Source organism: Nocardiopsis sp. KDC1DS13DA1, from assembly GCF_055632325.1.
Map to the genome: position 1 here is coordinate 81,761 of NZ_JBVMUY010000067.1, position 22,429 is coordinate 104,189.

At 71.0% G+C, this 22,429-nt stretch carries 27 protein-coding genes; 19 read left to right on the top strand and 8 right to left on the bottom strand.

Annotated features, from left to right (window positions below):
• Positions 1-123: 123 nt before the first annotated feature.
• Together ACTVAJ_RS29765 and ACTVAJ_RS29770 are read right to left on the bottom strand one after the other, a co-directional pair.
• A complete protein-coding gene (locus tag ACTVAJ_RS29765; protein WP_470391631.1) occupies positions 124-333 on the bottom strand; it encodes a hypothetical protein in 210 nt (69 codons plus the stop codon).
• Positions 334-549: 216 nt separating this feature from the next.
• A complete protein-coding gene (locus ACTVAJ_RS29770) occupies positions 550-852 on the bottom strand; it encodes a hypothetical protein (protein WP_470391632.1) in 303 nt (100 codons plus the stop codon).
• Positions 853-1,432: 580 nt separating this feature from the next.
• On the opposite strand from ACTVAJ_RS29770, the gene ACTVAJ_RS29775 reads away from it, so the two are divergent.
• Positions 1,433-2,338 carry a hypothetical protein gene (locus ACTVAJ_RS29775; RefSeq protein ID WP_470391633.1) on the top strand — a complete coding sequence of 302 codons (906 nt, stop codon included), beginning with the start codon at positions 1,433-1,435 and terminating at the stop codon, positions 2,336-2,338.
• A gap of 123 nt (positions 2,339-2,461) precedes the next feature.
• Positions 2,462-4,192, top strand: coding sequence for a hypothetical protein (locus ACTVAJ_RS29780; RefSeq protein WP_470391634.1), 1,731 nt, complete (start codon positions 2,462-2,464; stop codon positions 4,190-4,192).
• 284 nt (positions 4,193-4,476) lie between these two features.
• Here ACTVAJ_RS29780 and ACTVAJ_RS29785 read toward each other — a convergent pair whose 3' ends face one another.
• Positions 4,477-4,668, bottom strand: coding sequence for a hypothetical protein (locus tag ACTVAJ_RS29785; protein ID WP_470391635.1), 192 nt, complete (start codon positions 4,666-4,668; stop codon positions 4,477-4,479).
• Between the two features lie 265 nt (positions 4,669-4,933).
• Between ACTVAJ_RS29785 and ACTVAJ_RS29790 the strand changes: the two genes are divergently transcribed.
• From ACTVAJ_RS29790 to ACTVAJ_RS29800, 3 genes are all read left to right on the top strand, one after another.
• Entirely contained in the window at positions 4,934-5,998 is a 1,065-nt protein-coding gene (locus ACTVAJ_RS29790) for a hypothetical protein (protein ID WP_470391636.1), read from the top strand.
• 356 nt (positions 5,999-6,354) lie between these two features.
• A complete protein-coding gene (locus ACTVAJ_RS29795) occupies positions 6,355-7,599 on the top strand; it encodes a hypothetical protein (RefSeq protein WP_470391637.1) in 1,245 nt (414 codons plus the stop codon).
• Positions 7,600-7,707: 108 nt separating this feature from the next.
• The gene (locus ACTVAJ_RS29800; protein WP_470391638.1) at positions 7,708-8,088 is read left to right on the top strand and encodes a hypothetical protein; all 381 of its coding nucleotides are present in this window, start codon (positions 7,708-7,710) and stop codon (positions 8,086-8,088) included.
• A gap of 158 nt (positions 8,089-8,246) precedes the next feature.
• Here the strand turns inward: ACTVAJ_RS29800 and ACTVAJ_RS29805 are convergent, their stop codons facing one another.
• Entirely contained in the window at positions 8,247-9,254 is a 1,008-nt protein-coding gene (locus tag ACTVAJ_RS29805; protein WP_470391639.1) for a hypothetical protein, read from the bottom strand.
• Positions 9,255-9,453: 199 nt separating this feature from the next.
• Between ACTVAJ_RS29805 and ACTVAJ_RS29810 the strand changes: the two genes are divergently transcribed.
• Positions 9,454-9,870, top strand: a complete 417-nt coding sequence (locus ACTVAJ_RS29810) for a hypothetical protein (RefSeq protein ID WP_470391640.1) — start codon at positions 9,454-9,456, stop codon at positions 9,868-9,870.
• 82 nt (positions 9,871-9,952) lie between these two features.
• Positions 9,953-10,825 carry a hypothetical protein gene (locus ACTVAJ_RS29815; RefSeq protein ID WP_470391641.1) on the top strand — a complete coding sequence of 291 codons (873 nt, stop codon included), beginning with the start codon at positions 9,953-9,955 and terminating at the stop codon, positions 10,823-10,825.
• 77 nt (positions 10,826-10,902) lie between these two features.
• Here the strand turns inward: ACTVAJ_RS29815 and ACTVAJ_RS29820 are convergent, their stop codons facing one another.
• From ACTVAJ_RS29820 to ACTVAJ_RS29835, 4 genes are all read right to left on the bottom strand, one after another.
• On the bottom strand, positions 10,903-11,814 hold the full coding sequence (locus ACTVAJ_RS29820) for a hypothetical protein (RefSeq protein WP_470391642.1): 912 nt from the start codon (positions 11,812-11,814) through the stop codon (positions 10,903-10,905).
• Positions 11,811-12,227 carry a hypothetical protein gene (locus tag ACTVAJ_RS29825; protein ID WP_470391643.1) on the bottom strand — a complete coding sequence of 139 codons (417 nt, stop codon included), beginning with the start codon at positions 12,225-12,227 and terminating at the stop codon, positions 11,811-11,813. Before ACTVAJ_RS29825 ends, ACTVAJ_RS29820 begins: the two co-directional genes overlap by 4 nt.
• Before the next feature lie 153 nt (positions 12,228-12,380).
• Positions 12,381-12,764, bottom strand: coding sequence for a hypothetical protein (locus tag ACTVAJ_RS29830; RefSeq protein ID WP_470391644.1), 384 nt, complete (start codon positions 12,762-12,764; stop codon positions 12,381-12,383).
• Positions 12,765-12,771: 7 nt separating this feature from the next.
• Positions 12,772-14,205 carry a serine/threonine-protein kinase gene (locus ACTVAJ_RS29835; RefSeq protein WP_470391645.1) on the bottom strand — a complete coding sequence of 478 codons (1,434 nt, stop codon included), beginning with the start codon at positions 14,203-14,205 and terminating at the stop codon, positions 12,772-12,774.
• 287 nt (positions 14,206-14,492) lie between these two features.
• Here ACTVAJ_RS29835 and ACTVAJ_RS29840 point away from each other — a divergent pair, with 287 nt between their 5' ends.
• The 12 genes from ACTVAJ_RS29840 (at position 14,493) to ACTVAJ_RS29895 (ending at position 22,349) form a co-directional block, all read left to right on the top strand.
• The gene (locus ACTVAJ_RS29840) at positions 14,493-14,999 is read left to right on the top strand and encodes a hypothetical protein (protein WP_470391646.1); all 507 of its coding nucleotides are present in this window, start codon (positions 14,493-14,495) and stop codon (positions 14,997-14,999) included.
• 28 nt (positions 15,000-15,027) lie between these two features.
• On the top strand, positions 15,028-15,384 hold the full coding sequence (locus tag ACTVAJ_RS29845; protein ID WP_470391647.1) for a hypothetical protein: 357 nt from the start codon (positions 15,028-15,030) through the stop codon (positions 15,382-15,384).
• A gap of 61 nt (positions 15,385-15,445) precedes the next feature.
• Positions 15,446-16,027 (top strand): hypothetical protein, encoded by a 582-nt coding sequence (locus tag ACTVAJ_RS29850; RefSeq protein ID WP_470391648.1) that lies wholly within the window; start codon positions 15,446-15,448, stop codon positions 16,025-16,027.
• A gap of 118 nt (positions 16,028-16,145) precedes the next feature.
• On the top strand, positions 16,146-16,400 hold the full coding sequence (locus ACTVAJ_RS29855; RefSeq protein ID WP_470391649.1) for a hypothetical protein: 255 nt from the start codon (positions 16,146-16,148) through the stop codon (positions 16,398-16,400).
• Complete coding sequence (locus tag ACTVAJ_RS29860) at positions 16,397-17,140, top strand: hypothetical protein (RefSeq protein WP_470391650.1); 744 nt, start codon at positions 16,397-16,399, stop codon at positions 17,138-17,140. Before ACTVAJ_RS29855 ends, ACTVAJ_RS29860 begins: the two co-directional genes overlap by 4 nt.
• A 5-nt stretch (positions 17,141-17,145) precedes the next feature.
• Positions 17,146-17,670: a hypothetical protein gene (locus ACTVAJ_RS29865; RefSeq protein ID WP_470391651.1), complete on the top strand. Its 525-nt coding sequence runs from the start codon at positions 17,146-17,148 to the stop codon at positions 17,668-17,670.
• A 519-nt stretch (positions 17,671-18,189) separates the two neighbouring features.
• Complete coding sequence (locus ACTVAJ_RS29870; RefSeq protein WP_470391652.1) at positions 18,190-18,348, top strand: hypothetical protein; 159 nt, start codon at positions 18,190-18,192, stop codon at positions 18,346-18,348.
• Positions 18,349-18,779: 431 nt separating this feature from the next.
• Positions 18,780-19,823 (top strand): DUF4192 domain-containing protein, encoded by a 1,044-nt coding sequence (locus tag ACTVAJ_RS29875; RefSeq protein WP_470391653.1) that lies wholly within the window; start codon positions 18,780-18,782, stop codon positions 19,821-19,823.
• Between the two features lie 430 nt (positions 19,824-20,253).
• Entirely contained in the window at positions 20,254-20,538 is a 285-nt protein-coding gene (locus ACTVAJ_RS29880) for a hypothetical protein (RefSeq protein ID WP_470391654.1), read from the top strand.
• 109 nt (positions 20,539-20,647) lie between these two features.
• Positions 20,648-21,403, top strand: a complete 756-nt coding sequence (locus ACTVAJ_RS29885) for a hypothetical protein (RefSeq protein ID WP_470391655.1) — start codon at positions 20,648-20,650, stop codon at positions 21,401-21,403.
• A gap of 56 nt (positions 21,404-21,459) precedes the next feature.
• Positions 21,460-21,804 (top strand): hypothetical protein, encoded by a 345-nt coding sequence (locus ACTVAJ_RS29890; protein WP_470391656.1) that lies wholly within the window; start codon positions 21,460-21,462, stop codon positions 21,802-21,804.
• Positions 21,801-22,349, top strand: coding sequence for a hypothetical protein (locus ACTVAJ_RS29895; protein ID WP_470391657.1), 549 nt, complete (start codon positions 21,801-21,803; stop codon positions 22,347-22,349). The genes ACTVAJ_RS29890 and ACTVAJ_RS29895 overlap by 4 nt, the downstream gene beginning before the upstream one ends.
• The last annotated feature ends 80 nt before the right edge of the window (positions 22,350-22,429 follow it).

Consider the following 22,429-nt stretch of genomic DNA (forward strand, 5'->3'; position numbering starts at 1 on the left):
GGGCGCTGTACGGGCCAGGGGTGGCGGAGGTGTTCTGAACCGGAGCGGAGCCTGGCGCGCTCCCTGGTCGCAGTCACCGCGGTGGGGTCCGCACCACTGGGCAGGTGCGGACCCCACCAGTGGTCAGCCCACCAGGCGTGCGAGCACGCCCAACACGAACAAGCACACGAGGACCGCGCCGAACACGGCGCCGAGGTCGGTCTCACCGGTGGAGCTACTGGTCCGGGCCGGTGCGGGAGCGGTGAAGTCGGGGCGGCGGCGGTGGTGGCCGCGCACGTAGGTGCCGTCTTTTCGGTAGTAGCCGGCGATGCGCTTGCGAGGCTGGTCAGACATGGGACATCTCCGCTTCTGTGAGGTAGGTAAGGGCGTGGGCGCCCACCGCCGATGTGGTGGGCGCTGGGTGTCGGGCATGGGGCCGGGGGCGGCCCGTGAACTCCTGGGCCGCCCCCGGCGTGCGAAGACCAAGGGCCGATCCGTGTCACGAATCGGCCCCGGTCGGTGGGTGCGCGTGTTCGGTTGTTTGCCGCCCTCAGCGCGAGGGCTGGTCCCTCACGTGGAGGGGCGGCGTCGCTCCGTGATGCGGCGCAGCACGATCTCCAGCAGCTCCTTGCGGTGCCCGGACTGCGACGGCCAGCAGGTGCGCAAGGCGGCCAGCGCGATCGTGGGCAGCACGACCAGGACCAGCGCCAGCGCGAGCAGAACCCACACCTGTGGGGGAAACGCCGACCAGGCCAGGGAGCCGACCAGGCCACGGACGGCGGCTGTGAGGCCGCCCAGGATCGTGGCCAGGGCCAGCAGGGCTTTGATCCGGGAGAGCGCGGAACGGGTGACAGGGGGTTTCGGGGTGGTCACGGTTGTCCTCTCATCGTGGGCATGACGAAAAGAGGCGGTCGGTCGCACAGGTCGACCGCCTCTGCCAAGCACCGCAGGACGGCCCAGGGGCGTGGGTCGGCCTGTACGTGGTGGTGCGCGTGTTGACGAGTCCGCCGCCCTTGGCGGGGTGGTGCGCTGCTCCTTGTTCCGGGTACACGAACGACCCCGAAGGTTTTCGGGGTCGCTAAGTCAGCTGGTGAGATCGCTATGTCTCTGACCAGCATAAACGCTAATGGGAGGGCACTTAGACAATAAAATGCCCGGGTTGTGGGTCGATCTTAACTGATCGCGTTTTCCCTGTCCAGGGGGAGTTAACAACAAAGGGCCGACCTGTCCAAGTATCCATATCGTTACCTTCGGGTTGGGGGTGGTCGGGCTGGATTCGGGCGCCTACGGCCCCGGCCCCATGCACGTCCTGGAGGTGCTGGTTCCAATTCTCGAGTGGCCCGCGCGCCCGACGCTGTCGCCTACTCCGGTGCGCACCACCACATAAGGTCTTCTGCACGTGCGGGTTGATCTGCGACAATTCCGGGCCCATCCTCCTGGAACGGAGTCGCGTATGAGCGTGCCGATGCCTGACGTGTCCACCCCCGAAGGACGTTTCATCACCGCTTACGGCTCATGGCAGCACGCCCGCATGACCGCCGGGCTGGCCATGCTCACCGCCCCACCGCCCCAGGCGCTGACCCTGGCCGCGAACATGGTGCACTGGACGATCGAGTTCGACCAGGCATGGGAACACCTGGAGGGCGCCCCCTACACCACGGCCCGTGATGCCCACCCGGCCCGCGGCGTGCTCTCGGCGCTGCGGGTGGTCCGCGAACGGGTGGGGGTGGTCTCCGCTCTCGAACTGGGTGAGGACGGGCCGCTGTGGCGCCCAGCCCAAGACCTGGGGTTGGGGCCGGTGGACCGCGAGGTCTACGCCGAGCACCTGGGCGGGCGCGGCCTGTTCGACACCGAGACCACCGTGTTGGACCTGCTGATCAACGGCGAGGCGGTCGCCGACGGGCGTGGGCGCCAGGTGCTGGAGGAGGTGTCGTTGATGTGGCAGGCCGGTGACGAGGCCCCGCACGAGATGGACCCCGAAACGCGCCAGGCCATGGACGAGTCCTTGGACGAGTTTCGGATGTTTTCCACCCACACCCCCGAGGAGATCGAGGCCTACCACGCCGAGCGCGGGGGGTACTTCCTGACCCTGGAGGTCGGCGACGACGAAAAGCACCACACAGCGGGGGCGGTCGACGGTCCCCTGGGCGCCTGGTACGCGCTCATGCGCCAGATCGGTGGCACCAGCTACAGGGCCCTGGCCATGGGGACCGTCTACCTGTTCAAGGGCGAGTACGCCCGCAACACGGTCCGTGAGCTGGCCCAGGTCGCCCGCGCCCTCAACCCCGGCCACTGGGAGGTCGTGGAGGGGTACCGGCCCCCGCCCGAGGAGCAGGAGGCCGACCCCCAGGAGTCGTAGGGCACCGACACGCGCCCGTAGGCCTCCCCCGCCCGGTGCGGGCTGGGGAGGCCGGGTGGCCGCAGTCGGCCAGGTTCCCCGAACACCCCACCAGTGTCGTCACCGTGTGTTATTGGTGCGCACATGCCCATCGAGGATCGCCGACTCGTCCAGACGGCCGTGACCGGCCACGCCGAATCCGCCGAACCCGCCTATATGCCCCTCGACCCCGACGAGGCCGAGGAATTTCGCGACCAGGCCCGTGCACGCGATGAGTCGCACTGGTGCGGCGTCCTGCTCGGCGGGTGCGGAGGCCAGTTGTCCCTGAAGATCATCCATGAACGCCAGACCGTTCCCCACTTCGCCCACCGGGCCGGGTCCAACCTGTGCGCCCGGATGGCCAAAGGTGCAGAGGCCACGCTCGGCGGGCAGAGCGCCGACCACCTGTACGCCCACCGCCACCTGCGCAGCTGGCTGGACGGGCACAAGCGTGCCGTGGACACCCCACCCACCTACAAGGGGCTGGGGCGGGGGCGGGCCTGTACCGAACTGATCATCCCCACCTCCCACAAACCCCTGCGCCTGGTCTTCACCCACGACCTGGACCACGACCTGGTGGCCCTGGCCAAGTCCCGCCGGGCGCACGACTATGTGTGGTTGGTGCGCGCCAACGAGGCCGTCACCCGGGCCCTGGTCGCCAACCATGTCCCCTACCGTCTGTTCCGCCTGGCGGCCGGGGCCGACCACACCCGCACCGTGCAGGTCGGCATCCGCGACAGCGCGGGTGAGGTGTCCTGGACGCCGCTGGCCGCGTGCGTCCTTCAGGGCGACACCCTCGTCAAGGCCCGCACCGAGGCCGCTCCCGCGCCCGCCCGGCCCCGCCCTGAGCCGCGCGAGACCGCTGCGGCGGCGGATCCGTTGGAGCAGGCGCTGGGTGGGCTGCGTCACGCGCTCGGCCAGCAGGATGTGGCGAACGTGCGCGCCATGGCCCAGCAGGTGCAGATGCGCCTGCGCCAGACCCGCACCCGGGGACTGGCCCCTCACCTGAGCGAGGAAGCCCGCACCCTGTTGGAGCAGGCCAGTGCGGCTCTGCCCGTGCGACAGACGCACACCGCGCCCCGACGCACGCCGGTGGTGTCGGCCCGTGTCCGCGAGGACCGGCGGCGCACCGCCTTCGCGCACGACCACATCCGCCAAGCCGTGGACAAGCACATCGGTAAGCTCCTGTGGGCCCAGGAACGCCGACTGAGCCGCGCCTACAACGACAACCGCGCCGCCCTGGTGCGCCTGCTCAACCGGCCCGATGCCCCCAAGGACGTGGTGGACCGGATCAAGCACCAGCTGCGCGTATCCCCCAAGGGCCAGTTCGACCCTCCCTCAAACGCCCCACCCGCCCAGAAGCCGCGCCCCGCCCCCGCGGCATCGGAAGGTCGCGGCCGCACGAGGGACGCCGCCCAGCGCAAGGAACGACGGATCCACGCCAAGACCGACGAACTGCTCGACACCCTGCGGTGGGCCCACGAGGGCAAGATGCCGCAAACCTACGACGACACCCGCACCCGCCTGTTGGGGGTGCTCGGCGGGACCGGCACCCCCGCGACGGTCAAGGACACCATCCGACAGCAGCTGTCCTTCTACCCCGAAGGCCTGCTCACCCCACAGGTGCCCGCCCCGGCCCCGCCCCCGAAGCAACCGCAGGGGGCGAAGCGACAGCGGCGCGGCGGCAAGCCCAGGTCGAGGTCCCGGCGGTCCCCCGCGCCGGCGGACGGTGCGGACACGGGCCTGTTGGCCAACGCCCGCATCGACGAGCGCAGCAGGCACCTGCTCGAGCAACTGCGAGCCGCTCCGCGGCCGTCAACCCCTGAGGGCGGGTGAACCCTCACCACGGCGCCTGCCCTGACGGTGCTGTGAGCGCTCTACAGAGCACGACACACCGCTGGTGCCCCACCGCCATGGCCGCGGGGCACCAGCGGTGTGTCGTGCCCACAGGGGGGCCGGCAGTGGTGACGCCGAACCCCAGGAACGGCGGGACACAGCGAGCAACCGCGGTCGACACTCGCCGTCATGGGTCGGTGCGGTTGCGTGCGCCGGGCGTCCGTGCGGTGCCACCTCGCGATGATGGCGCCGCACGGAGGCCCGGAAGCGTCCGTGCCCGCCGCTCAGGCCAGGATCTGGTGCAGCGCCAGGAGGGTGGGAACCCCGGCGCCCAGGGCGATGTAGGGGGCGGCCCCCAGCAGCAGGGCGGCGCCGACCACGCCGCCGGCGCCGATCAGGATGATCGCCCAGCGGTGCGGGAGCCGCTCGGGCGCGGAACCGGCATCAGGCGTGTTCTTCGTGTTCTTGTTGAGCATGTCTCTCCTTGGTGTCCTCCCAGGTCGTACCGGTGTTGCACCGGCCCCGGGAACGGGTTGGGCGGCACGTTTCCGCCCGATTGGTTCCCATTCTCCCAGGGATCTGATAAAATGCCCTCGATTGTTGATGTGGTTATGATCCGCTCAGGAACTGTAACTAGTAACGATGCAGCAAGACTCTAGAGAGGATCAAAACGCCACTATGAAAGACGCATCAAAAAGTGTTGGGGAGCCAACGCAGCAGGAGAAGCAGTGGGATCGGCGGGTGCGCCGACTCGACGAGGTGATCGCCAAGGGGCGTCACACGAGCGCGGCCACGGCCCTGACCGACCTGTGGAGGACGAAGGCATCAGGGCACCCCGACCTGATCAAGGTCCGCCCCGAATTCACGCACCGTTGGCGCCCCTCCAAACACGAAGACTCTGTGCCGCCGCTGCTGCCCGAGCTTCTTGCGCCGCGCGGGATCGCCCTGCGGTTCTACCTGCTGGCGTTGTTCGCCGCCCAGTGCCTGCCCGCCAACGGCTCCCCCGACTGCCCGGGGCTGCCTTACACCCGGGACGTGGAGGCCACCAGGCCCGGGTGGGTGGACCTGATCGCCCTGGACGTGGGCTACCACCGTGGTACCAACACCTACGAGCCCCCCACGCGCAGCGAACGCACCACCATCTCCGCCTACAAACGCCAGATCACCGCCGCGTTGGGCTCCCTGCACACCCACGATCTGGTCGAGGTCCCCACCCGCGCGGGAGGCCACCACGACTACCTGAACTTCACGCTCATGAGCGAGCTGGGGCGCGGCGACTACCAGTCGCCCCGCCGATACAAGGTGCCTGCCCACGGCATCAACATCCCCAAGGAGTTCTTCACCTCGGGGTGGATCAACGCCCTGACCCCCTCGGAGATCGCCACCTGGCTGGCGCTGCGCACCCTCAAAGCACTCATGCCCGACAGCCACAACAAGCGGGGCGTCTTCCTCTACGCACAGGACCGACAGAAGCGATTCGGCTTGAAGAAGGACGCCTACCAGGACTCCTGCCGGATGCTGGTCCACCTGGGGCTGCTGGAGGACGTCACCGACGCCCCCGAACCGCGGGAGGACACCCCTGACACCGTCCCGTTCGACCTGGCACCGACGCTGAACCTCGCCTTCGCCGACCTGACTGGGGACGCCACCCACGAGGGCCCCTACAAGCCCAACCGGTTCAAGTTCACCGACGACCGCCTGTCCGACGACGGCGTCACCGTGGTCCGCGACACCCTCAACGACCGCATCGAGGACAAGAAGAAGGAACGACAGCTCGCCGCACACGAGCAGCGACGACGCCGCTGACCCAGCTCCCCTCACGTCGGGGCGCGCAACGCCCGCCTCACGTAAACCGGTCGGCGAGCCCCGACACGCAGCACCCGGGCACACGACGAACACCGCACCCACGGGGGCCGGGCACGCATTCGGGTGCGCGAGGAACCGCTCTCCCGCCGCCACTACACCAGCACGGACTTGCACCAGGCAGTCGCTGTGTGTGATGATCCAGGCGCGGTGTCGGAGGGCACCGGCGGCTCCCCCGACAGCACCCGGCGCGCGGGGCCTGAGCCCGAAACGGCGGAACCGCCCATCCTCACCTGGTGTTCAGCGACCAGTTCGAGCGGACTTGACCCTTCACGCGTAGCCGGGGCGCTGGAGCGATCATGTCCCGAACCCTGGCACTGGCCAAGCTGCGCGCCACCGCCACCGGCGAAGCCCCACAGACCGCCCTGTCGGCGGTCAGGGCCCTGTCCCCGCTCGCCCCGCTCATCGGCCAGGCCAGCGACGGGCAGGCCCGGCTGGAGAGCCTGTTCCTGGCCAACCTCAACAACCTGGACACGGTCACCCACCCCGCCGACCCGCCGTTCGCGATTCGTGGGTGCACACCCATCGGCCACGACATCATCGTCCACATCGCCCGGCCACACGTGAGCGCGGTCCTGAACGAGACCCTGCCGCACCTGGTCCCCGGCCAGGACGTGCGCGGCGTCCCCGGGCTGCGGGCCCGCCACCACCGCGGGTTCCTGGTGCTGGAGCACCTGCGCCTGGCCGGCCGCATCCGCATCCCCCTCACCCACCGCCAGTGGGTCCGCTCCCGGTCCTTGCTACTCACCGGTCTGCCCGCCGGGACGGTGGTGGCCTGGGCTGAGCACCCGCGCGAGTTGCTGCCCGCGGAGGAGGACTCGTTGGCCTGGCGGACGGAGTCAGCTCCCGGCGCCGCCACCGCCGAGGCCGCACAGATGATGTCGGCGCTGTTGCGCCGCCTGCACCTGATGCACGGCGCCCCGGTGCCCGGGTGTCACACCTTCTACGACGTGTGGGCCAACGCCGTCGCCCGCACCCACGCCGGGGCGCGCCTGGTCAACCTGGAGTGGGGCAGCCGCCCCACCTCCCCGCGCCTGGCCGAACTGCTGACCGACGCCCGTTCACCCGTTGCTCTTCCCGAGGCGCTGCGTGTGCGCACCCGCGTCCACGGTCTGGACGTGCCGTGGGTGCGCATCTACGCCGAACACGGCAACCAGCTGCTGCTGCGCCACAACCCCCTGGAGACGTCCTCACACCCCGCGCGGGTGCCCGACCACGGCCCTCACCGGCCGCCCCGGCGCACGCCCGCCCGGGCTGATGACCTGACCGCCCTGGACATGGTGGTGCGCGCGCTCACCGGCGAGTACCCGGCCCTGGACCGTCAGGCGTTGCACGTAGCCCGCCGGAGCGGCGGGGGGTGGGACCTGGTCGCCCCCGGCCTGCACTACGGGCTCCTGGAGCACCTGCGCCAGGTGGCGCACTCTCGCGCCTACGCGCACCTGTGGCCTGCGGACGTGCACGACCTGGTGAGCCTGTACGACCAGCGCAGCGTCGCGCGCGTGCGCGGTGTCGACTTCGTCTTCCACGACCGCACGCACGGATGAGGCACACCAGAGGTACCAACCTTGGGACCCGTGGTGTGCGTGGACGGTGGGGTGACCGGATGCGGCCATCGCCTCCCCCACCGGGCGTGGGGACGGTAGGCAGGAGTCATGACCGACCTGCACCCCGACGTGCGCACCATGCTCGCGCTGCTGCTCATGCTCAACCGCAAGGCCCACGCCGAGGCCTGGGTGGCGATCAGTATGCGCCACTCCCAGCACGACCTCGCCCAGTTCCTGCGCCCCCTGGCAGAGCGCACCCTGGAAGGGTCGCGCCCGGCGGCCCGGTCCCTGGCCACCGAGGTACTCACCGCGTTCGCCGACCTGGACGAGGACGTGGTGACCGCCATCGGCAACGCGATCGTGGGCCGCGGCGACGGACACCACCCCAACGTCGGCCGGGTGTGGGTCCAACAACTCACCGAGGCGGCGCTGCGGGTACGGCACGAGCTGATGCCCGAGACATTGGACGAACTGCTCGCACACTGGTGAGGAGGGTACGAACACACGCAGCCCCGGCCGGGAGCAGGTGGTCCCGACCGGGGCAATGGTGCGAGTTCGCGTGATCTCTGGCTCTGTACCTACGCGTGCGAGACCCCACGCCTCACCATGGAGACGTCCCAAAGACCTGGGCTCGGCTCAGACGGTGGTCACCATTTCAGACCAGCCTGCCCGAGCAAGTCCTTGACTCGGTGTTCCTTCATGGGAGCCAGCTTTCCCTCACAAGCGGCCCACAGGCGTCGGAGGTCACGAGCGGCGCTCTGAACGTCCTTGTGCCCCCCAAGGATCAAGGCGTCTTCGAGACGCCACTGCGCTTGCTCCAACTGTTCCTCGTGGGGATCCTTCTCCGGTGCGGGCTGGGGTGGCGGGGCCGGAAGTTGAGCGGGCTCTAGCACGAGCCGGTGACGAGTTCTGGGAGCCCGTGGCTCCGGCGAGACAACGGTGGGCCTGGGCGTGCGCGGTGCCGGTGGTTTCGGCGGTTCGGGTCTGGGGCCGTTCGGAGCGGGCACGTAGTACTCGACAGGGGCCCAACCGTGTGCGGTGTCGACCTGCATCACGACGGTGTCGCCGTGGTCCACGAACCGGATCACCCCGTAGGAGATACCGTTCTTCTCCAGCTGGAAGCGCACCACGTTGTTCTTGTAGTGAACGAACCAGTCCCAGTCTCGAGCCTGCGAAGACCTGGCTTTGTGGGACAGTTCCTCGGAGGAGACGTCTCCCACCACCACACACGTGTGCCGCGACCCACGCGGGCCGACGATGAGCAGGTAGCGCGCATCGGTGCCCCTGCGGCTGTCGAAGACCTCCACCGTTTCCTCGGGCAGGCCACGGCTCTGGCGCCATGGCCGAAGCGCGGCCAAGGCGATCACCGGGTCGTTGTCCCGCCTGCCCCGGGTGTGCGCGAAGCGCTGACAGGGACGCTGCTTGGGGCTCGAACTGAGGTGGTAGAAGTGCGCCACCTTGTCCTCAGGGGTCCGGATGCCCAGAGGCCGCCCGCAACCGAGCTGGTATGTGCCACACCAGTACTTGGCACCGGCGTTCTGCCGGCGATATTCCTCGGCCTCCTGGCGATCCATGGGCAGGAAGACGGCCCTGTCGGAATCGGCCGTCTCACCCATGACGGCCGTCTGCACGCGGCGGCGGTCAACCAAGTGCACCTATCTCCTTCTGTGAGGCGTGGGGACGGTGACGGTGACCCCGCTGCGCTCATCGAACCCACGAAGCACCATCACGAACTCGCCCACCGCAACATCTTGTGGTTCTTGGATTCATGGTGCGCTACGGGTGTGACACTGCGGACGTTCCACGACCCGACAGTGGGAGGGCGATGAATACCGACCACTCGATTACCCGGCCATGGTCGGGATCCTCGCCTGCCGGTGTGCTCTGCGCAGGGAGTGGAGGTGCGAGGACCCGCCTGGGCGCTACGTCGACGGGCACATCCCGGTCACCAGGCCCGGCGCTCCCCCGTGTATGGACTCCTGGAGCAACATCGGGCCGGAGCACACGCTCGTGTCCGCCGTGGCCACCCATCCCTTGTCCGCTCTGGAGCAAGGCGCCGTGGAGTACCTGCGCTACACCGCCCACCGGGCGGGGGTCGAGGCCGAGGTGGCACGCGAACTCCGGGCGGCGTTGGCCCAGTGGGACGCGCGAGCCCCCGGGCTCCTACAAGGACTGAGCGTGTTGTTCGACCTCGGCGGAGCCGGTCACAGCCGAGGCCAACCGCCCCCACACCGGCAGGCCGCGCAACGTCCGACCCCGCCCCTACACTGAAAGCTCATCGTCCCTGCGAGGGGTGTCGTCCCCGGCCGCGCCGCGCGGTCGGCCCACCGCCGACCCCTCGTGGAGGCCCCTGGTGTTTCGCCCACCCACCGTCGTGCTGGACAAGCGGTTGCGCAACGGCATGCGCCTGGTGCTGTCCTACGGCCCCCACGGGTACACCGCCGAACTCGACGGCACCGCCACCAGCCGCGGGTTCCACACCCGCGTGCACCGCGACGCCGTGGACCTGCCCGACACCCCGCACGTGTTCGAGATCCCCCTACCACCCGGCGGGCTCGCCGACCTGCGCACACCACCGGGCCAGTTCGGTGTACCCATCGGCCTGACCGAGGCGGAGGCCGACGCCGTGGCGGGCGCCCACGACGCCTACCACCTGGGGCCCGGCCGGTGGGCCCTGGACACCGCCCCCGACGCCCCCACACGGACCCTGGGCGAGTGCGCGTGCCGCCACCGGGTCGGCACCGTCCTACGCGACGCCCGCCGGCGCCCGGTCACCGTGGTGCGCATCGAGCAGCGCCACATCGACGCCGACGGGCGCAGCCTGGGCCTGGGCACCGACGAGGGGGACCTGTACACGCACACCGTCCGCCCAGCCACCCCGCAGGAGACGGCGTTCCTGGAATTCGAGGAAGAGTGCCGCAAGCGGGTCGCCCGCGCGATCGCCAAGCTGGAACGCCTGTTCACCTGGGGACCCACCCCCACGGGCGGGCCCACGGGTGATGCCCGCCCACTTGATGACACCGATACCTCCGGCGGTCAGCGGCTGCACCTGGGCGAGGAACTCCCCACCCCGGGGTTCTTGGTGCGCCACCCTGACCGGATCGTCACCGTGACCGTCGGCACCAGCGTGCTGAACCCCGGCGCCACCTGGTCCCACCCACGCACCCGTGAGCGGGACGAGGTGTTCGACGCCCTGATACTCGCACCGGCCTGCACACTCACCTGACCGGCTTGCGGGCGTGGCCGCCCGCAAGCGCATCACACGGCAGGCCCGACGCGCAGCCGCCGAGCCCCCGCCAGGACTCACCCCGGGGCGGGTTCGTCGACCACCCCAGTACCGGCCACGGCCCCGGGCGGGAGCCCGCCCGCGCGCACCGGGCTGGGCAGGGACTCCACCAGCAACGCCTGCGTGCCCGGGACGCGCGGCGCATCGCGCCGGTAGGCGGTGGTGAGCGGGATCCCGTAGTAGGCCGTCCCGAGGGTGGGCCAGGTCGGATCCAGCGCCGCCCCGTCGGTCAGGCGTCCGACCCAGGCGTGCGGGATCGCCCAGGTACTCCCCGCGAAGGGCGTGGCGTAGCCCTCCACGTACACCAGCCCCGGCACGGCATCGGCCATCCGCGCGGCGAACTCGTAGCAGAACCCCGGTTCGCCTCGGTACAGCTCCAGGTCGGCGGGAAGCCCCACCGGCGCCCACGCCCGCCCTTGTTCCAGGACCAGGGCCTGCGCGAGGCCGTACCACTCCCCCGGTTCGGGTGGGATCCGAGCGAGTTCGGCGATCGTGGCCACCAGCGCCCGCTGGGCGTGGACGTCCACCTCGCCCAGCAGGAGCGCCCTCTCCTCCGTCTGTGGGGCGGGGGTGAATCCGATCTCAGTGACCCGCGCGCCAGCCCGATCCTGGACCCACTGGTGTACCGCCACCTGGTGGTCGGCGCGCGAGCACACCGCCGCCGACACCGGGGCGCGCCGGTAGGGGCGCCCCGCCGGGTAGGTCCAGGCGCCGATGAGGTCGCCCTCATCGCAGCCGCAGGAGGAGGCCAGGTACAGGCCCATACCGCTCCCCGGGCACGGATCACCGCGGGCGGGGTGCTTGGTCGCGGTGCCGTTCGCGCGGACCCTGGGCTTGCGAGAGCACCAGCGGCACAGCGGTTTCACCCGCAGGGTCACGGCCGCGAGCGCGGCCGCAGGCGAGCGCTCCCCTGCCGGGGTCGCTGTCATGCGGTCCACCCCCGCCCCGGGGTGTAGGTGGCGCCCACGGGCAGGCCGAGGTGTTCGCGCTGGAAACGGCCCTGGTGCCACAGGTGCACGAGCCAGTCGGGCACCTCGCTCCAGTCCTGGCCGGGCTCGGGCAGCCGGGGCAGCGGCGGGATCGCCTGCGTGAAGTGGGCGGCGTCGTGCTCGGCCGAGTAGGGCCGCCACTCCACCGCGCACGCATCCACCGCTTCGGGGGTGTCGTGCGTGACGCACCGCTGCTCACGCCAGGCCCGCAGCGCGTTCTTGCTGCCGCCCATCTGGTATACGCCCAGCACACCGGTGGTGGACCAGCGCAGGGCCAGGCCGCCGGTGATGCGGTCGCGGCGGGCGTCCATCACGTGGTTGCGGCATCGGCGTCCGGCTTGGGTGCGGCCCACGCATTGGAGGCGCACGGAGGGTACCACCAGCCACTCCTCCGCGTACGGATCGCCTGGGCGCGGGATCTCCACCAGGTGGGGGCCCCGGGATTCATCATGGGGATCAACGAAGTGCACGGGTCTCGCTTTCTGATGTTCGAGGGGGACGGGTGGTCAGCGCGGGGCGGAGGGTTCGCGGCCGGCCTGCCCCGGCCACAGTCCTGCGGCGTCGGGCAGGTTCAGGGCAGCACTTGCCGCGAGCACATAGCCGATGATGGCCCCGCCAGCGCCCAGGACCAGCAGGGCGCCCACAGCCGCGGTCGCGAGCCACACCAGTCCCGCCAGACGGGGGCGGCGCAACCGGTGGGTGTCCTTGCGCACGGCCGCCACCAGATCACCCGCCACCGACACGGCGGCCAACCCCCACACCCACGCATCGGCACGGCCGGGGTCGGTGACCGCCAGCCAGACCAGGGCGACGAACGCGACCAGGCCGGCCGCGATCACCGCCGCGGCGAGGAGAGGCGTCCAGATCTCCCACAGCGCAGAGCGCACCATTGTGTCCTTACTGGTTGTCGTAGGCGTGGATGAGGGCGCGCAGGGCGTCGGCGACCTGCGGGTACCGGTTCAGCGGGGCCTGTGCCGGGTTGAGGGCGACCGCCCGGTCCAGGGCGGCGCCGATGGTGGCGCGGTTGCTGAGCATCACGGCTTGTCGCAGGTGGTGGAGGGAGTCGTAGGTGGAGGCGTGGCCGAGGTCGCCCGCCCCCAGGCGGGGGGCGGCGGCGGTGAGCAGTCGGCCGGTCGCGGCCGCCAGGTTCGGGGTTGAGGGCAGCACTGCGGCGGCCCGGTCCTGCCAGTCCTGCGCTGTGTCGCCCGGGTCGAACCCCACACCGTCCTCGGGGGTGCTCTCTTCCATGGCCGACGGGTGGCCGTCCAAGGTCAGCAGCACCCGCCCCAGCGGGTTGCCGACCCCGGCCAGGGCGTCGAAGTCGGCCCGGTCCACTCCCTCGGCGGCCAGTCCGTGGACTGCGGCGGCCAGCGCGCGCGGGTCGGCGCCGGTGACGGCCCGGTCCAGGGCGGCCAGTGCGTTCAGGACCGCGGTGTGGTCGGCTTCGGCAGGTCGGGCCAGGTGCGGGGCGGCGCCCGTGTGCAGCTCGGCCAGCGGCTCGGCTAGCGCTGGGGGGAGACCGGCGGCGATCACCAGGTCCGCCATGGCCCCGCCCACCTCAACGGCTCCCGAGGAGGGCAGGGGGGCGGCGCCGGTGCGGGCGGGGGCCACCACCCACGGGCTGCCCTGGACCGCCTCGCGCAGGATGTCCAGCAGGTCGGCTCGGGTGCCGGGTCGCACCCCGGCGAACTCGACCAGGGCCTTGTACGCCCCGTCATTCTTGGGGTGGCGGGCGGCGGCCGCCGTGGCCGCGGACAGTTCCGAGTCGGTGAGCCAGTGGCCCACCAGTTCGGGCGTCTCCTCCAGAGTGGCGGTGAGCAGCACCGCGCCCAGCAGCCGGGCGGCCGAGTGCGCGAGGTAGGGGCCGGGCGGGTCGGCGATGGCGGCGATGAGGTCGCCGGCGCGGGAGATGTGCGCGCCCAGGGTGGGGGGCAGCGGCGCGGTGTAGTCGGGGTGGCGGGCGGCGGCCCGGTCGAACCGGTCCCGGGCGCCGTCGGCGGTCATGCCCAGCGCCTTGCCGATGCGGGGCCAGGCCCAGCCGCGGCCGCGCGCGGCCCCGAGCGCCATCAGCGCCGCGCGGTCGAGGGCGGCCTCGGCGGGGGCGATGCCGTCCAGCAGACGCGACAGGTCGGCATCGGTCATCGTCTCGGGAGCGCGGCCGCCGGTGGCGGCCAGATCCTCGGCGGCCTCCAGCAGGCCCCGGGCGTCTCCCGGGCTGGGCGGGCGGGAGGAGGGTTTGCCCGTACTGGTCTGCCCGGTTCCGCGCCCGTTGGTAGAAGATCCGGGGGGCATGTCTGTGGGGGTTGTGCAGATGGTTCGCTCCGTGCTCATGCAGGCGAACGTACACCGCGCATGCCCGCACCCGTGGGATTTCCATGTATCTGGCCAGCACGGTGATCTTCACCTGATCGCGGAGTTCACCCCAAGGTGTTATACGGAGGAGAGACCCGTCTCTGAACATGCGGGGGTTTCCCCCGCCCGCCCATAACTGGCCTTATGCGCTAGATGTCGAAATGCCGATCTCAAAATTTCTCGTCAAAGTGACGACACCACGCGAGATCCGCGCTATGATGGGTGCATCAGTAATCGTCAAAACGACGAGAAACGGAGTGGTCGTCATGGTGGCAACCCGACGGGTCGGGCACGGACAGAACCCGTACATGTCCCCGGAGGACGTGCGGGCCGAACTCGCCGCCGAGGCCGAGGACATCCCCGCCGCCGTCGAACTGCTCGCCCAGACCCTCCCCGCCCTGGAGTCCGCCGGTGTGCGCGCCGACATCACCGTGGCACTGGCCCCCACCCACACCAGTGTCGCCGTCGGCGGCCGCATCGGCGAGCGCGACCGGGAACTGACCATCACCGCCATCAGCGAGGACTACGACCACTACCCCCGCACCCCCGCCGAGCACACCGCCCCCCGCGCGGACCGGCCACTGTCCCTGGACGAGGTCGCCGCGCACGTCGACCCCACCGACGGCGACTATGTCCTGTTGCTGGAGATCCTGCGCGCCCTGGCCGCCGTCGAGACCCAGCTGATCGTGGAGGCCATCGCCCCCACCCACTGGAACCCTGAAGCCATCGTCCGCACCCCGGGCGGCGACCGCCTCACCATCGCCACCGGATGACCACCCACCACCGAAGAAGAGCACCCCCATGGACCTGGACCTCACCCGCCTGGACGGCGACACCCCCACCGACGACCCCAACACCGCCACCCGCCTGATCATCCGCGCGAACGGCACGCGCGCCATGGTCCTACTCCGCGCCACACACCCCATGTTCGGCGTGCAGGGCTACACCCTCACCCCCCACCCCAAGGACCCCAACGCCCACCTGTCGGCCTACTACGACCCCGATGCCTTCACGGGCGGCTACCTGGACCACCGGATCCAGAACCGCATGTGGGTCGACCCCGACATGGACCAGGCGCCAGACGTCACACGCGACCCCGCCAACTGGCCGACCCTGCACGACCTCCTGACCACCCTGCGTCCCCTGCTCAAGGGCTGACACCACCCGTCCCGGGGCCGCCGGGCGGCGGCCCCGCCACACCCAGAACAGGAGCACCACCGTGAGCACGCAGTCTGCACCCGCCATCGCACGCCTGGTCAACGCCGTGGGCGAACTGGCCACCAACCACCCGATCACCCCGGCGCAGCCGACGACCGGGGCCGCGTGCACCGTCCTGAGCCCCCACTGGCAGCAGGAGGGCGTCCCCGTGGACCTGGCTTGGCTGCATCTGGTCTGGATCATGGAGGCCGCCGTGGCGGCCCGCGCCGACGCCGACCGCTCCCACGACGGCCACCCCCTCCAGGGCGTGTGCGCCTGGTGCCACCCCGACCCGTGGCCGCCCGGCAACAGCCGCCAGAGCCTGGCCGAGCGCACCGCCGACGCCATCGGGGAACTGGTCACCAACTACCCCACCGCCGAGGGGCCCACCAGCACGCTGTGCCTTAGCGAGGCCGACGACACCCGCCACAGCGTGCCCCTGGACATGGGGCACGTGACGTGGCTGGCCGAGCTGATCGAGACCGCCCGCGACCAGGTCGAGCGCGCCGAGCGCGATGTGTGCCACCACTGCGGCCAGACCATCGGGCACGACGACCAGGACGAGGGGAACCCTGTCGTTCCTGACCCCCGCGACGCCCACTGACCACCCGGCCGCCCCACGGACGCCCACGGGGCGGCCACCACCGCGGGTTCCAGGACAGAGCAGTGTTTAACCCCTTTCCCCGCGGGCCCGTGGTACCGATCGGAGCGCGGCACTGCTTGTGGCACGACATCGGGTGCGGCACCTCGTGCGGCGCTCCGGCCCGCTGGCACGGGCGTGGCGACCGGAGCCGCTGCGCACCTCACCGTTGTGCGAGACCCACATGCAGGCAGCGGAGGACACGCTGGCCTGGCACCCCTTCGGCCCCCAGTGCGGACGGCCTGGCACCGCCTACTTCTTCACCGGCGGCCCCTACCCGCCCGGATGCGGCCCCCTGCTCGACCCGACCACCCACGACACCCAGGAACACCCATGACGATGAGCACCACCGAGGCCCTACGCATCCTTATCGCGCGCTACCCCGACCTGGGCGAGCAGGCCGGAACCGGCGCCCCGCACACGCTCGCCGCGCTCGCCGTGGCCCGTGTGGCCGCCGACATCAGCCGCAGGACCGCCGGAGAGGGCGCCGTGCCCGTGACCCGCCTGGAGTTGGACGCCGCCACCGTGCTGATCAGCGACGCCCACACCGGCATCGAGCACGCCGAGGTGATCATCACCGCCGCCCAGTACGCCCGAGACGGCGTTTCCTGGGACGACATCGCCGTCCTGCGTGGTCACGCCAGCGGAGCCAGCACCCAGACACGGCAGAGGCGACTGCGCTCCCGGCTCGGCGTTTCGGACACCGCGCTGCCCACAGCGCCGACCCTGGCCGCGCACACCAAGCACGCCCGCCGACTGGTCGAGGCCGCCACCGCCGGGGCACCCACCAGCCCCTACCTGGCCACCCAGGCCGCTGACGTGCTCGGCGCGCTGCTGCTGGCCGCCGCCCACGACCAGGTCACCGGCGCCGACCTGCGCGCCTGGACCGAAGACACCGCGTTCGTCGGGGCCACCGACGGACTCACCGCCGCACCCCGCCAGGAGGCCGAGGCCGCCCACCGAGTTCTGACCGCAGCCGCCACCCTCCCCCCAGGCACCCGGGGCGACCTCAACGCCCTGGTCCTGGCTGGAATCGACGTCTACGACCCGCCCAGCAGCGACAACACCAAGGAGTGAACACCATGCAGATCTCGCCAACGAGTACGGCCCGCGCCCGCATCGAGCGCGTGCGCCAGGCCCTGGCCACCGTCCCCGTGGCGGTGGACGCACGGGTCATCAGCCACCTACTCACCGACCCCCAGCACGACCTGACCGCCGTCATCGACGCCTCCACCGACACCGCCGCCGTGAACCGCCGGATCCGCTCGGCCCTGTCGCATCTCCTGCTGGCCGAGGACTATCCCGAGACCACCCACGACCTGGGCATGGATACCTACCACGCCCACCTGCGCCAGGCGCACACGCACTGGTGCGACCTGCACCTGGACCCCTGGACCTACGACTACGACAGCGACCCCCGCCCCGAACACGACGTGCACGTGACATGGGCCGACGGCGAGACACTCGCCGACACGATCAAGGCCGACACCGCCCACGAGGCCCTGGCCGCCGCCTGCGCCAACTGGCCCGACGCCACCATCACCCTGATCGACGTCGAGGAGGCCCCCGGTGCTGACCGCCGCCCTGGCCGCCATCGAGTCCCGTGACGGCGCCGCCCACCACCGCACGCCCCGCCCGCCCCCGCGATATCGCCGGACGCCCTGATCTCCTGATCCCTTGTCCGGGCCCCACTCCCGTGTGGGGCCTGCCCGCGTCCTGGTCACCCTGTGGACGGTCACCGTGCGCATCGGCGGCGACGCCCGCGTGGAGCACCGGCTTACCAACAGCCCCAGCCTGTCGAGGCCCGCTGGATTCTCGGCGGCCGCTGGGTCGATCGAGGTACGGCATGGGTTCCGTCCTCTGCGCGGCCACGACGCCCCAGCGCCCCACCTGGAGGGCGCACACGGGCTTGGTGGACCGTACCGATTGGTGCTCACCTGCCACTGGTACGACGACCCGTACACGATCATTCGTGCCGCCGTGCATGTCGCGCGTCGTTGGGATGCCCACTGGCGGGTGCTGAACTGGGATCAGGCTCCCGACGACGTGCCATCGGTGTTGACGCCTAAGTGCATCCTGCGCCGCGAACGAGTCTGAGCGGCACGCAAACTCGTTCGCGCTGATCATTGCGCCTGATCCTGTCGAGCGGGGCCACCCGAACAAAGGTGGCCCCGCCACCCTTTGAGGGCACTGCTGTAGTCGTATCGGCCGACGGCGTGGTGCTCGCCAACACGATCAAGACCGACACCGAAACAGAGGCCCTGGACGTCGCGCGCGCCAACTGACCGGACGCCGGCGTCACCCTCATCAACGTCGGGGCAATCCCCAGACTCTGACTCTCGCCCTACAGCGCTTGCCTTCGTCGTGGGCGGACTGCTCTGCCAGCTGCCGCGGTGTGGTGATCATCCCCTATATCGCTGCCCAGCGGACCGGGGTTTGCTCCGGACATGGCGAAGGTCCGACGCCACGTGTGGGCCCGAGATGAAGGGGCGCGTGGTCGCGGTCACGCGGGTGTCATGTTCCTGGCCGTCGCACGTCCTTCGTGGCTGTGCGCGGAAGGGGGCCGTGCGGGGGAGAGCGTGTAAGGCCCATCCGGGACGGACTCACTCCATCTCAAGTTGTGTAATGGGGTGTTTCTGTGTTTTAATAGGGTGTGTTGGTGGGGGGTGGCACTCCCACTGGCGACATCTCGACACCCAACAAGGGAGAGACGGGCATGACTCAGAGCCCCATCAAGTTGTCCTCGCCCAACGACCTCATCGCGACCGTGCCCTACCTGGTAGGCGAGCCGCCCGAAGTCGGTCTGGTCACCCTCGGGCTGTGCGGCGGCGCTCTGCGCTGGTGTGCGCTCCGGGACTTCCAGCAGGTCGGCGACGGTGACACACGGGCCAACGCCCAGTCGGTCGTCGGCCCGGCCTCAGCACAGGGCTGCGACAACCTCATCATCATCGGCTACGGGAGTGGTGGCCAGGTCACCGCGCATGTCGACCAGATCGTCACCGCCGCGTGGGGGCGTGGGCTGACCGTTCGGGACGCTCTGCGGGTGAACGAGGGCCGGTACTGGTCCTACACCTGCCGAGACTCCAGCTGCTGCCCGCCCGAGGGCACCCCGATCGACCCCGACCGCTCCACCGGGCCCGCCGAAGCCATCGTGCGCGGTGCGACCCGCGACAGGGGGCCCGTGGTGGACCCGGTCGCCGAGGCCCGCCGCAGCCTGGAGCCGTCCGCCACGGTGCGGCCCGATGAGGTCAGGGCCGCTGTCGACGCCGCGAAGAAGGAGGTTGTCCGCTTGTTGCGGTCGGGGGCGAGGGGCTTGAACTCCTACCGGACAACGGAGGTGTACACCGCCGTCGAGGGCGAGCGTACGAACCAAGGCCCGGACAGTGTCGCTGACCTGGTGCGATTGGCGGTGTTCCTGCACCCCAAGGAGGTGCGTGACGCCGTGGGGCTCAGGATCCTCCCCGAGACCGCCCGAATCCACCTGGACCTGTGGTCGCGCGTCACGCGCACGGCACCCCCCGCCTTTCGTGCCGCCCCCGCGACCCTGGTCGCCATCGCCGCATGGGTGGACGGCAACCTGCCCATGGCGCAGGCAGCGATCAACACGGCGTTGACGGTCGATGCCGACTACACCATGGCCCGGCTCTTGCAGAGGTCCTTGGCCGTGGGCGTCCCCCCTGAGAAGTGGATCGAGGCCCTCCGCAACCAGCTCGATCGCGAGGCTGCCGGATCAGGATCACCCCAGCGAGGCTCTGCCTGATCTGACCCCACAAGGCGGGCCGCCCCCATCGAAGCCGGGCGGCCCGCCCTATCAGCAAGCCCCTGAGCACGTCTACCGGCCAAGGGCCAGCGTCTTGGACGCCTACGACCGCCACCCCCACCACGACCGCATCGCCGCCTTAGCAGAAGAAGCGCTCACCCAAGCCGATCCCACCACAACTACGAACACGAACGGAGAGTGCGCATGAGCAGGATCACCGCACTGGTGCGCCAGCTACGCCACGCCCTCACCACTCGGGCCCAGGACCGCAGGGCCGAACGGACCGCCCGCGCCGAGGCCCTGCGCGACGACACCCACATGGGAGACCTCCGTGCCATGGCAGTGGAACACCCCGACGTGCGCCGTGCCATCCGCGAGGCGATGCAGGCCGACGCCGAAGCTGCCCGCGCCGCCCAGTACCGTCCGACAAGTGCAAGGCGTGGTGGTACCCGAGCGGGCGCGCATCAGGCTCGACACCGGCGCCCACCGCCCCTACAGCCACCATCGCGACCAGATGTCGCCCGCCCGACTGACCGGGCTCGCCGAGGACGGCGTGTTCTGCCGGACCCTCACCCCCGACGGTGAGGCGTGCGGGGAGCTGTTCACCACCGGCACGAACCACCTGGAGGACCGCGCTCCCTTCCAGGAACTGCATGTGACCACTCTGGTGTGCCCACACGGCCACACCCTGCACCGCAGCACCGACGGCGGCTGAGACCGCCTCATCACACGACCAGGGCCGCCCCACCGGCAAAGATCGGGCGGCCCTGGCACCTCCCCCGAACCAGAACCGAGTAGGGAACCGAACGAAGGAGACACACACCATGATGACGCATCCGCGCCCGTCCACGGGACCGGACCCGAACGGCTACACGGCCGCCCGCATCCCCGACAAGGTGACCATCGGGATCCCCTACGGCCGCCAGAGCAGCGACCTCACCCGCGAGTACGTGCCCAGCGAACCGGCCGACCGCACCCTGATGCGCGCGGTCATCACCGACCTGGCCGACCGGATCCGCCTGTCATGGGTCGGATACGGCACCAGCGCCACGTACACGATCCGCATGCACACCGCGGGCCGTTCGGTGCTCGCCCAGATCGGATGGGCCAGCGGGTTCACCCACGCGGTGTACACCTCCCGTCCGGGAGTGACCGTGACCCAGCCGCTGAGAATGCCGGAGGAGGTCAAGCAGATCTTGCATGAGTCGACACTCACCCGCTGCCAGGACACCACCCTCCTGGAACCGCTCCAAGCCGTCGACGCCGCGGCCCGGATGGCGCAGGCCATTGCCGAGCTGCCCGAGAGCGACACGCACGGCTTGTGGCTGGGGCACTGCGCTGGTTGCGGCGCGCAGAACGCCGGCGTGCGCGAACGCGATGAACTGTGCCTGTACTGCCGGATCGAGAAGGAGGCACCACAGCCGAGGTCCGTCGCCGAGCTGGACGCCCTGCCACACGAGTACAAGCAGTACTGGCTGCACTGTGACCCAAACCTGAGGGAGAACCTCGCGACCGCCGAGCGCCGCGCCCGCGAGCGTCGCCCGGTCCGCCGCGAGCGGCCCACGCCCCTGTCCCCCTAACCACTCACGCCGGGCCCCGACCCAGGGGCCTGGCCCACACCTTTTGGAGCATCACCATGGATCACGACACGACCGCGCCCCGGGCCCGCCAGGCCCTGGACGAGCTGCGCACCCAGGCCAACGAGGCCGAGGCCGAACCCATCACCGTGGACGCCGCCAACGTCCTGGCCGCCCTGTGGACCGCCGCCCACCGCGTCGGAGCCCAGGACGCCCACATCCTGCGCTGGCTGAACAACAGCGCCGACCTGTCCGCGTTGCGGCGCTTTCTCGCCGACCGCCGTGGACGCGGCGGCCGACCGCCCGCCGTCGACCTGACCGCCTACGAGACCGCCCCGGGCCACCACCGCACGGCCGTGCGTGAGATCATCACCGCTGCCCTCACCCGGGGAGCCGCCCGGTGAACCCCTTCCGCCGCACCGCGGAGCTGCGTCGCGTCGACGCCGACACGGACCCAATGCCACCGGAGCGCACCCACGAGCTGCCCGAAATGCCCTGGAGGGTGGGATGGGCCCAGGAGACGGAGAGCTACCACGTGTCCGGGCCCGGCGCCCCTGACACGGGGCTTCTGGAGTCCGTGGACGCCCTGGCCGAGGCTGTTGCCCCGGTGCCCGTCCCGGAGCGGGTGCGCGCGGCACTGCACGCCGACCGCGCCACCCGGCCACCGATCCCCGACGCCTGGCGGCGCCGTGTCGACACCGTTCAGGCGCTGCTCGCCCCGCTCGGCAACGCCGTGACCCAGGTGACCCCCGACATGGCGGGCGGGGCGCGCGCCCAGGGCGTGGAGGTCTACACCGACCCGGCCGTGCCCCGGGCCGCTGAGCGCGCCCGGGAGTTGCTGGCTGCCGAGGGCTACGTGGTACGGGACCACGGTGCTCTGGAAGGCGCCTACCTGGTTCTGCGCGCCGGCGAGGAGGCCGGGCCCGCCACCGGGGATGAGACCAGCTGAACCACCGCGCCGCCACAGGGGCGCCGCGCACTCTCCGCAGGGGGTGCGCGGCGCCCGGAACCGAGTGCTCGCCCATGCGG